We start from the raw sequence: 10,408 nt of genomic DNA on the forward strand, positions 1-10,408 counted from the left end.
CGGCGGTGGCTTCCGTCGCGACGACCGTCCCTCGGGTGGCTTCAACCGTGACGACCGTGGTGGCGACCGTGGCGGCTTCCGCCGCGACGACCGTCCGACCACCGGTGGCTTCCGCTCCGGCGGCGCCGGCGACCGCCCCTACGGCCGTCGCGACGACAACCGCCCCTCCGGCTCCACCGGCTCCTTCGGCGGCCGTCGTGACGACAAGCCCCGCTGGAAGCGCAACGGCTGACGCCTGAGCCTCACCTGACGCGGACTCGGCCCCCACAGCACCCCGGTGCGGTGGGGGCCGACCCCTTTCCCGACCCGCCCCCGGCAAACTCCCCGGACCCCACCCGGCGATACCCGATCGGCTGACAGCCCCTCTCCGGCTATGCTCTGGGGTGAGCACGTGGAGGGCCATTAGCTCAATTGGCAGAGCAGCGGACTTTTAATCCGTTGGTTGTCGGTTCGAGTCCGACATGGCCTACCGCTCCCAGGCGAGGGCAACCCCCTCTGACCTGGCACTGAGCGCCCCACCCGATTCCTTCGGGTGGGGCGCTTCGCCGTGCCCGGTGCGCCCGTTGGCCAGGCGCGTCAGGAGTCGTCGCAGGCGGTTTCCTTCAGGAAGCGTTCCACTTCGTTCGCAACGCCGGGTTCTGCTGAGGACGCGCGGGACCCCAGGCGTGTGGAGCCTTCGTGGACTCCGAGGCCTCCGACCCATACGTATCCGAACGCCGACTCGCCGTCGATGCTGGGCGTGATCTGGATGTCGAGTTGCTTGAGCCTGGCGGCAGGCGCCGCGATGTAGAGAGTGGCCGTGACCCGCCGGTGGGGGTAGAGGTTGAAGTCGCGGATGGTCTCCGCGCCGCCCTCGTCGATGAACGCCCCGTGGCCGTCCCGGCCCACGCGGACGTCGTAGTGGTACGGATGCGAACTCAGGCCGATCGCGTAGTACTCCGAGCCGCGGTTCTCGAACGTCACTTGGAAGCCGACGTAGGTGAGGCCCTTGGCGTCAGAGCTTCGGCCGCGCTGCGGTGTGGCCTTCTTGAGGCTGTGCACGCGCACGCGCAGGCCGGCCCATTCCTTGGACTGGTACTCCTGCCAGTCCCCGACGACGTTCGGTACGTCCATGTCCCACCCCCAGGCCACGAGCCTAGAACGGCCGTGCTCCGCCGGGGAACCCGAGTCGCCCGGTGCCGGGGGCCGGGGAGGGGCGTGTAGGATCTGACGTAGAGAGTCGCGCCCGACTGGATAGTCGTGTGGGGCGGCGATCGAAGAATTTCGGTGGTCATAGCGTTAGGGAAACGCCCGGTTACATTCCGAACCCGGAAGCTAAGCCTTTCAGCGCCGATGGTACTGCAGGGGGGACCCTGTGGGAGAGTAGGACGCCGCCGAATAGACGTAAGGGGCCCCGTCCGCGCACGCGCGGACGGGGCCTCTGTCGTGTGCGCCCCGTCCGGGTCCTCCGGGCGGGGCGTTGTGCTGGGCCCGGGAAGGGGCGAGGGATCCATTCTTCGGGCTCTGACCTGGGGTTATGTGGTTTTGGTGGGGTGCCCGGGGGTGAAGTGGTCGGAGGCGTCCCCCGGATGACGTAGAGTTGGGTTTACCGACGCGGGGTGGAGCAGCTCGGTAGCTCGCTGGGCTCATAACCCAGAGGTCGCAGGTTCAAATCCTGTCCCCGCTACTCAGTACGAAGGCCCGGTTCCCTTGTGGAGCCGGGCCTTCGTCGTATGTCCGTCACCCGATCGGTCCGGCCCGGTCGCCCGCCCCGGGCCGTCCCCACAGCCTGGAGGGGGCGACGCGGGACCGGGCGGCAGGAGAGCAGCGTGGCGGGGCTGGGTCGGCAGGGCTTCGACGCGGGCGGTCCGGCGGCGGCCGGCGACGGCGCCGCCCGGCGCGTGGTGCGGATCCTCCCGGTGGTGCTGATCCTCCTCGGTCTCGTCTTCGACGTGGCGACCCCGCCCAGCTTTACGGGTTCCCCCTTCTTCACGGCCGCCCCGCTGGTCGCGGCCCCCCTCTTCAGTTACCGGGCGACCGCCCTGACCGGCATCGCCGCCAGCGCCGCCGTCGTCGCCCTGCACTTCGCCAACGGCACCAGCTGGCAGGTGGAGGGGGTGACCGAGCTGGCGACCGTGGTGACGGTGTCGGGGCTGGCCCTGCTCATCAACCAGGTCGTACGGCGCAGCGGCGAGCGGCTCGCCTCGGCGCGTGGGATCGCCGAGGCCGTCCAGCGGGCCGTGCTGCCGACCCCGGCCGAGCGGATCGCGGGGCTGCACGTCGCCGCGCGGTACGAGGCCGCGCAGGCCGACGCGTTCATCGGCGGGGACCTCTACGCCGTCCAGGACACCCCGTACGGCGTGCGGCTCGCGGTGGGTGACGTACGGGGCAAGGGGCTGGGGGCGGTGGAGGCCGTGGCGGTGGTGCTGGGGGCCTTCAGGGAGGCGGCGGAGACCGAGCCGACCCTGGAGGCGCTCGCGCGGCGGCTGGAGCGGGCGCTGGCCCGTGAGGGGGTGCGCCGGGACAGCCTGGACGCCGTCGAGGGGTTCACGACCTGCGTGCTCGGGGAGGTCCCGGCCGGCGCGGGGGTGCTGCGGCTGCTCAACCGGGGTCATCCCGAGCCGCTGTTGCTGCACGCGGACGGGGGGCTGGTGGTGCTCGCCCCGGCCGAGCCCGCGCTGCCGCTGGGGCTGGGCGAGTTGTCGGCCCGGGTGCCGGACCGGGTCGGGGAGTGGCCCTTCCCGGAGGGCGGCACCCTGCTGCTGTTCACCGACGGGCTGACCGAGGCGCGGGACGCGGCGGGCGCCTTCTACGATCCGGCGGCCCGGCTGCGGGGGCGGGTCTTCCCGGGGCCGGACGAGCTGCTGGACGCGCTCAGCGGCGACGTCCGCCGGCACACGGGGGGCGGGGCGACCGACGACATGGCGCTGCTGGCGGTCGGCCGGCCGAGGGCGGGCCAGCCGGAGCGCAGGCGGACGGTGCCGGTGGTGCCGCGCGGCGGGGCGGCGTAACGGTGCGATCACGAGGCGGTGGTGACGGTGCGTGGTGGCGGGAGCGCTGTCGGCGAGAGGGGTGAGGGGGCGTCATCGCGCCACCGTGGCCGGAGGGGTGGGGAGGGTGTGGGTTTTTTGGCAGGGGATGGGCGGCTTCATGGCTGATGTCCAGGCCAGAGTTGTGCGGGGGGTGGCTGATTGGCGTTAACGATCAATCGCCACAGCTTGGAATCACTCCCCCTCTTCTATTACCTTTCGATAACGCAGCGCGGATGTCCCAGCCGTCGCAAGAGACGGCACCCGTGCGCGTTCTCGCTCATGAGGAGTGTGCCCCCGTGGCCTCCAACTCGCCTGCCCCTGAAGGCATCGACGTCCCGGAGACGCCCACCGCGGGAGCCTGGGGCGAGTGGAACCCCACGGAGGACTCCGCCCGGCCGGTTCGCGGCAAGCACCGCGTCCTCAAGCCGCGCGGCGGTCTCGCCCGCAGCTCGACCGTGCTCGGCGTCGGCGTGATCGCGGCGGTCGGCGCGGGCGGCATCGCCACCGCGCAGGACCGGCCCCAGCTCGCGATATCCCTGCCCTCGCTCCCCGACCTGCCGGACCTGCTGGACGGCGGCGCCTCCGACGCGGCGGCCGTCCCCGTCGCCGGGATCCCGCAGCAGGCCGACGGGGCACTCCGGCCGCAGACCGCCGACGCGGGTGAGGCGCTGCGCCACCGCATCCTCCAGCAGGCCGAGTCGCAGCACGAGGCCGTCGAGGCCCAGGCCCGGGCGGACGCCGAGCGGGCCGCGCGCGAAGCCGCCGCCCAGGAGGCCCGGGGGCAGCGGGAAACCGCCGAGAAGGAGGCCGAAGCGGCCCGCGTCGCGGCGGAGCGGGCGGCCGCCGAGCAGGCCGAGGCGGCGAAGGCGGCCGTGCGGGAGGCGGCCGCGGTGAAGGCGGTCGCCGAGCAGGCGCCCGCCGTCGCGGGGGGCGGTGCCGGTTCGGGCGCGAAGTCCTCGGGCGGGTTCTCGCTGCCGACCTCCGCCTACACCCTCACCTCCCACTACGGCGACTCCGGCTCCATGTGGTCCTCCGGCCACCACACCGGCCTCGACTTCGCGGCGCCGACCGGCACCCCCGTCAAGGCCGTGGGCGGCGGGAAGGTCGTCTCGGCCGGCTGGTCGGGCGCGTACGGCTACCGGATCGTGCTCCGGCTCGACGACGGTACGGAGGTCTGGTACTGCCACCTCTCCTCCATGTCGGTCACCTCGGGCACCGTCGGCACGGGCGAGACCATTGGCCGGGTCGGCGCGACCGGCAACGTCACCGGGGCCCACCTGCACCTCGAAGTACGCATGGGCGGCTCCACGGTGGACCCCCTGGCCTGGCTCGAAGCCAAGGGGCTCAACGTCTGACGCGACCCGGGGCGGCCCGCGCCGCCTCAGCGGCCGGGGGCCGACAGGGCGGCCGGGCGCCGGGGAGGCGGAACCGCCGACTGGAGGGGCGCCCGGGACGGGTGGGGTACGGGGAGGGGGTCGAAGCGGGGCGGCAGCAGCTCCTCCAGGACCGCCGCGCGGGCCAGGACGGGCGCGGCCGTCGCCCGGCGCAGCCAGAGGCGGTGCAGCAGCTCCCGCTCCCGGGCGGCGAAGTCCCGGGCGGCGCAATCCCGTTCGGTGAGGTCCCGGCCGGTGAGGTTCCCTCCGGGGAGGTCGCGGGCGTGGGCGGGGCCGCGGGCCGGGCCCGTGTGCCGGGCGTGTTGGCGCAGCAGGGCCAGGGCGGCGGCGTCCGCCGCGTAGCGGGACACCGTCCGGGCGGCGGGGCGGCCTCCGGTGCGGCGGGCCAGGGCGCGCGCCAGCGAGCGGGCCGGCATCGAAGCCAGGGCCGGCACCTCCGCCGGGCCGAGCCAGCCCGCGCGGGCGTATACCGACAGCTCGGCGGCGACGGCCCGCAGGCGGTGGCGCCGTATCCGCACGGCCAGCCCCAGCAGCAGCGCGAACACCGGGACCATCACGCAGCCGTAGACCACGTAGAAACCGTAATCACCGAAGTGTGAGGAGGCGTTCCACAGGGCGTGCAACCCCATGGCGAAGGTCAGGCCCAGCAGCGGCAGCCGTGCCCGCCGGACCCGGCCGCCGCGGCGGGCGCCCAGGGCGGCCGCGCCGAAGCCGAGGCCGGTGAGCACGGTGAAGAGGGGGTGCGCGAACGGGGACAGCACCCCCCGTACGAAGAAGGTCGCCGCCGTCACGGAGTCCAGGGCGCAGGTTCCCTTGGCCACATCCTCCTCGAAGGCGTTGCCCAGGTAGAGGACGTTCTCGGTGAAGGCGAAGCCGGTGGCGGTGAAACCGGCGAGCACGAACCCGTCGGCGGGGCCGGACAGATGTCGTCTTCGGAAGAGGAAGACGAGGAGCAGCGCGGCCGCCTTGGCGCTCTCCTCCACGACGGGCGCGATCGCCACCGAGCCGAGCCGGTCGGCGTCGAAGGGGTCCATGGTGGCCGCGGCCATCCACTCGGTGGCGAAGCTGTTGGCCAGTATCGCGATCAGCGCCGCGGCGCAGGCCCCCCAGCCGAAGCAGAACAGCAACTGCCGCCAGGGGTGCGGGGCGGCCCGGCCGAGCCACCGGAACGCCGCCATCAGCGGCGGCACCGGCAGCAGGGCCAGGCTCAGGCCGACGAAGAAGCCGGCCGTGCCGGTCTGTTCCCGTACGAGTTCGAGGATGCCGGCCCCGGTCGCGGCGAGCAGGGTGACGGGCACGCACACGCGGGCCGGGCCCGGTGTGCGTGCGAGCACAAGGTGGAGCGCCCGGAGCACGTTGATAACCCTACCGAGCCGGTCGGACACTCGGAGTGACGTTCTCCCGTTCCCGGGTCCGGCGGGGATTCGGTACCGGGTTCGAGGCCGGGGCGGACCCGGGGCGGACGCGGGTCAGGCCCCGGCCCGGGCCCAGGTCAGAGCCCGGATTCGGCGGGGGTCTCGGCGCGGGTGAACAGGAGGTCGTGGACGACGTGGCCCTTGTCGAGGCCCTGGCCCTCGAAGCGGGTGAGGGGACGGTAGGCGGGCCGCGGCGCGTACCCGCCGTCCGCCTGCGTGTTCACGAACTCCGGGTGCGCGGTGAGGACTTCGAGCATCTGCTCGGCGTACGGTTCCCAGTCGGTCGCGCAGTGCAGCAGGGCCCCGGGAGCCAGGCGGGTGGCGGCCAGGTCGAGGAACTCGGGCTGGATCAGGCGCCGCTTGTGGTGACGGGCCTTCGGCCAGGGGTCCGGGAAGTACACGCGCATCCCCGCGAGGGAGTCGGGCGGCAGCATCTCGCGGAGCAGGATGATGGCGTCGCCGTTGGCCACGCGGACGTTGGTGAGGCCGTTGCGTTCGGCGAGCGCGAGCAGGTTGCCCTGGCCCGGGGTGTGCACGTCGGCGGCGAGGATGCCGGTCGAGGGGTCGGCGGCGGCCATCTGGGCGGTGGCCTCGCCCATGCCGAAGCCGATCTCCAGGACCACGGGCAGGCCGTCGAAGAGCTTGCGCAGGTCGATGACGTCGTGGCCGTCGATGTCGAGACCCCAGGTGCCCCACAGGCGCTTGAGCGCCTCGCCCTGGCCGGTGGTCACCCGGCTGCGGCGCGGCTGGAAGCTACGGATCCGGCGCTCGTGGTGTGACCCGGCGGGGTCGGGCGCGGGGCCGTCGGGGAAACGGGGCTCGGTACGCCACTTGGGGGGCACGTACGCGGTCGCCTCCGGCGCGGTGTCCGGGAGGCTGGGCTGGGGATTCGGGGACTCAGACACAATGCGCCGATTCTACGACGCGGGGGACCGGGCGGCCGGGCGGCGAGCGGTCGGCCGGCGGCCGGTCGGCGGTCGGCCGGGGCCGGTGACGGCTCAGTGGCCGGCCGGGGCGCCCCGGGGGAGGCGGGGGAGGGAGGCGTCGAGGGCCGGGACCGCGCGGCGGCGCGGGGTCGAGGTGCCGGTCCAGCAGGTGCCGCGGCGGGCCAGGAGGCGGCGCAGCCACAGTTCCATCGAGACGAGTTCCCCCAGACCGTCGAGCGGTACGGGCCGCCCGTCGGCGGCGTCGGCCAGGGCCTGCCGCACGAGCCGGGTGTCGACCAGCCCGGCCTCCGCCAGCAGGGGAGTGGCGAAGAGGGCGAGCAGGCCGGGCAGGGCGGCGCGCAGCCCGAGCCGGGTGGCGCTCTCGTTCGGGGCGTGGTCGGTGGCGCCCCAGCCGGGCGGCAGTTCCCGCACCCCGGCGGAGGCCAGCACGCTGCGCAGGACCGCGGCCCGGGCCCCGGGCTGCACCCGCAGGGACTCCGGCAGGGCCCGTGCGGCCCGTACGACCTGGTTGTCGAGGAACGGCGCGTGCAGGCGCTGGCTGCGGACCTCCACGGCCTGCTCGAAAACCCGGTGGTCGGCGGCGTGCCGGGCCAGCGTCGCCCGGGCGCGGGCCTCGCCGGGGCGCAGCGACAGCGGGGGCCGGCCGGCGGCGGCCCGCAGACGGATCGATACTTCCGCCAGGGCCTCCCCGGTGAGCCAGCCCGCGGCGGGGCCCGGCCGGGACCAGGTCAGGGCGGCGAGCGAGGCGTCGACCGGCCCCGAGGCGGTGGTGGCGGCCCCGCCCTCGCGCAGCCGGGCCGCGGCGGCCTCGATGCCCGCGCGGTACGGCGTACGGGCGAGCCGGCGGGCCGCCGCGTACACGGTGAGCGGGACCAGCAGGGACTCGCCCGACGCGGACGCGGAACGGGCGAGGGCGGCGACCGGGCGCAGCAGGTGGCGGCGCCTGCGGTCCAGCAGGAGGTCGGCCATCCGGGCCGGGTGCGCGTCGAGGACCTGGCGGGCCCCGTGCCCGGTGAAGTGGTCGGCGGAGCCCGCCGCCAGCCGGCGCCGCTCGCGGGCGGCGAAGACGAGGGAGGGGCCGGGTTCGTCGGTGAGCGGGCCGTCGAGGTCCGCGTACGGGAGGGCCTCGTCGGCGGCGGCGACCACGACGTGGTGGAGCCGGGGGTCGGCGGCGAGGGCGTGGGCGCGTGCCAGTTCGGCCTCGCGGCCCGCCGGGGTGGCCAGGTCGTTGAAGGTGACGGCGAGGAGGCGGGAGCCGGTGCCGGGCAGGGTGCCGGGCGAGCCGGGCAGCCCGGCGGCGAGGAGGGCCAGGGTCGCGGAGGCGCTGCCGCCGGAGAGGTCGGCGCCCACCCCCGGCGCGGGGGCGCCGCGGGCGGCGCGCCGGTCGGCGGGGCCCATGCCCGGTACGGGCCCGGGATCGGGTACCAGCGCGTCGGGGGCATGCCGGGGCGCCGTGAGCCGGGCGCGCACCGCGGCCGTCAACGCTTCCCGTACGCCCTCCACCGCGCGCTCCGGGTCCGCCTCGGGCGCGGCCACGGCGAGGGAGGCCACCGGCTCGTACCCGGTGATCTCCCGGGAGCCCTCGCGCAGGATCAGCGTGTGGCCGGGCGGGATGCGCCGCACGCCGACGTACGGTGTGCCGTCGCCCAGCGCCTCCGGGCTGTCGGGGCAGGCCAGCAGGGCCGCGAGGTGGCCGACGTCGAGCTGCGCCTCGATGAGGTCCGCGAGCGGCAGCGCGGCGGTGGCGTACGCGGTCCCGCCCGCCCAGGGCGTGTAGAAGACGGGCCGGGCGCCGGCCAGGTCGCCGAGGACGGTGATGCGGCGGCCCGCCTGGACGACGGCGGTGTAGCTGCCGGGCCACTCGGTGAGGTGGCGCAGGGCCCCGCCGCGGGCGGCGTACAGGGCGCGGCGCAAGTCGGCGTCGGTGGCGCCGCAGCAGCCGAGGACGGCGAGGCGGGTGAAGGGGTCCGCGGGGTCGGCGGTGACGGTGCGGATCTCGTCGGGGCGCCAGTCGCCGACGGCCCACAGGGGGTCGGGATCTCCCCACAGGAGCTGGGCGCCGACCGGGTGGACGGTGCGTTCCGCGTCCTGGGCGGCCGGGTCGTCGGCGTACGCGGCGTCGGCGATGCCGCCGCGGCGGGGGTCCGCGTGGGGGTAGTGGCCGTGGGGGCCGTGAGGGTCGTGGGCGGGGTCCGCGTAGCCGGCCGGGCCCGTGGGGGTGCGGCTCGATGTGCCCTGGTCGAAGACCCGTCCGGCCGTGCCGAAGCTCGCGGCGATACTGCTCCACCCGACCAACCAGCGCACCGCCGCCTCCCCCAGCCCGTGGGCACCTGACCGGGGCGACGGACGGCGCGGAACGCACGGACGGCGCGGACGACGTGGTCGGTACGGACGACGTGGTCAGCGCTGAGCGCGCGGCCGGCGGGGCCCCGGGTGGCTCGGGGTCCATGCTGCCACGAGACGGGCGTGCGAGAGGGGCTTCGGGGGCGCGCGGGTGAACGAACACGCCTCGGTCACACGGTATTTGGCGTTCCGTTCCCCCCGCCCCATAGGTCGGTTTCAGCCATTCTCAGGCCGTACTGAGGGCCGGTCGCGGCCCCTTCAGGCCCGCCCGGTGCGCGCGCGGTGGCGCGGTCCGGGAGGCGGGAACCACCCCCCGGACCGTTCCGCCACCCGCGGGGATTGAGGCAGCGGCATCCCCCGGCCCGCCGGTTCCACCCGGCGGGCCGACCCACGCACCGCACATCGAATCGCCGGGCCCCGGGAGCGGCCAGAGCGCACGGCCGGGCGCACGGCCACACAGCCGGAGCACGGGCTGACACGTGCGCCCCGGGGTCGGGAGCGCCCGGACTGTGCATACGGACAACAATCCCGCCATACGGAACTCGGGGCCTTAACGCTTGGGAGGCGGGGAACTACGCTGGGTTTACGAAATGCCGGGCGCCTATGCCCCGGCGGCGTCTGCGTTCCGCGTGTGACGAGGGGTGGCGCATGTCCAGGGAGCTCCGCGAGCCCAATGAGAAGCTCGGCGCCGTCCTCGCCCTCGCGGGCATCAGCAACGCGGGACTGGCCCGGCGGGTCAACGACCTCGGCGCGCAGCGCGGACTGACGCTTCGGTACGACAAGACCTCGGTGGCGCGCTGGGTGTCCAAGGGGATGGTGCCGCAGGGCGCCGCCCCGCACCTGATCGCCGCCGCGATCGGCGCGAAGCTGGGGCGGCCGGTGCCGCTGCACGAGATCGGCCTGGCCGACGCGGACCCCGCGCCCGAGGTCGGGCTGGCCTTCCCGCGCGACATCGGCGCGGCCGTGCGCTCGGCGACCGACCTCTACCGGCTCGACCTCGCGGGGCGCCGGGGCGGTGGCGGGATCTGGCAGTCGCTCGCCGGGTCCTTCACGGTGTCGGCGTACGCGACGCCCGCGTCGCGCTGGCTGATATCTCCGGCCGACAGCTCGGTGGCGCGCGAGCCGGGCCCGGGCGGCGCGGACGGCGCCCCCGAGCCGGGCGGACCGCACGCCTCCGGCGGCGCCGAGCGCGCCGAGCCCCGTACGCACCGATCGCCGCCGGGGCCGCCGGGCGGGGCTGGCGGGCGCGGGGCCGGGCCTTCGGCCGCGCCATTGGCCGGGCCGGTCGCTGGGCCTAC

At 75.4% G+C, this 10,408-nt stretch carries 6 protein-coding genes, 2 tRNA genes, 1 rRNA gene and 2 pseudogenes; 7 read left to right on the top strand and 4 right to left on the bottom strand.

Annotation, left to right across the window (positions count from 1 at the left end):
- Both ACZ6ZT_RS20765 and ACZ6ZT_RS20770 read left to right on the top strand, forming a co-directional pair.
- A pseudogene (locus ACZ6ZT_RS20765) lies at positions 1-232 on the top strand (DEAD/DEAH box helicase); the annotation flags it as partial.
- A 164-nt stretch (positions 233-396) separates the two neighbouring features.
- Positions 397-469, top strand: a tRNA-Lys gene (locus tag ACZ6ZT_RS20770).
- Between the two features lie 107 nt (positions 470-576).
- Here the strand turns inward: ACZ6ZT_RS20770 and ACZ6ZT_RS20775 are convergent.
- Complete coding sequence (locus tag ACZ6ZT_RS20775; RefSeq protein ID WP_469721010.1) at positions 577-1,113, bottom strand: hypothetical protein; 537 nt, start codon at positions 1,111-1,113, stop codon at positions 577-579.
- A gap of 149 nt (positions 1,114-1,262) precedes the next feature.
- Here ACZ6ZT_RS20775 and rrf point away from each other — a divergent pair.
- The 4 genes from rrf to ACZ6ZT_RS20795 all read left to right on the top strand — a co-directional run bounded on the left by rrf (position 1,263) and on the right by ACZ6ZT_RS20795 (position 4,366).
- A 5S ribosomal RNA gene (rrf, locus tag ACZ6ZT_RS20780) occupies positions 1,263-1,379 on the top strand.
- Positions 1,380-1,592: 213 nt separating this feature from the next.
- Positions 1,593-1,666, top strand: a tRNA-Met gene (locus ACZ6ZT_RS20785).
- Positions 1,667-1,817: 151 nt separating this feature from the next.
- Complete coding sequence (locus ACZ6ZT_RS20790; protein WP_469721048.1) at positions 1,818-2,990, top strand: PP2C family protein-serine/threonine phosphatase; 1,173 nt, start codon at positions 1,818-1,820, stop codon at positions 2,988-2,990.
- A 317-nt stretch (positions 2,991-3,307) separates the two neighbouring features.
- Complete coding sequence (locus ACZ6ZT_RS20795) at positions 3,308-4,366, top strand: M23 family metallopeptidase (RefSeq protein WP_469721012.1); 1,059 nt, start codon at positions 3,308-3,310, stop codon at positions 4,364-4,366.
- 26 nt (positions 4,367-4,392) lie between these two features.
- Here ACZ6ZT_RS20795 and ACZ6ZT_RS20800 read toward each other — a convergent pair whose 3' ends face one another.
- From ACZ6ZT_RS20800 to ACZ6ZT_RS20810, 3 genes are all read right to left on the bottom strand, one after another.
- Positions 4,393-5,739 (bottom strand): PrsW family intramembrane metalloprotease, encoded by a 1,347-nt coding sequence (locus ACZ6ZT_RS20800; RefSeq protein ID WP_469721049.1) that lies wholly within the window; start codon positions 5,737-5,739, stop codon positions 4,393-4,395.
- 158 nt (positions 5,740-5,897) lie between these two features.
- On the bottom strand, positions 5,898-6,725 hold the full coding sequence (gene trmB, locus ACZ6ZT_RS20805) for a tRNA (guanosine(46)-N7)-methyltransferase TrmB (RefSeq protein ID WP_469721014.1): 828 nt from the start codon (positions 6,723-6,725) through the stop codon (positions 5,898-5,900).
- 93 nt (positions 6,726-6,818) lie between these two features.
- The gene (locus tag ACZ6ZT_RS20810; protein ID WP_469721016.1) at positions 6,819-9,071 is read right to left on the bottom strand and encodes an asparagine synthase-related protein; all 2,253 of its coding nucleotides are present in this window, start codon (positions 9,069-9,071) and stop codon (positions 6,819-6,821) included.
- Between the two features lie 687 nt (positions 9,072-9,758).
- Between ACZ6ZT_RS20810 and ACZ6ZT_RS20815 the strand changes: the two are divergent.
- A pseudogene (locus tag ACZ6ZT_RS20815) lies at positions 9,759-10,408 on the top strand (sporulation associated protein); the annotation flags it as partial.

The sequence above is a fragment of the Streptomyces sp. NPDC102258 genome (assembly GCF_055584685.1).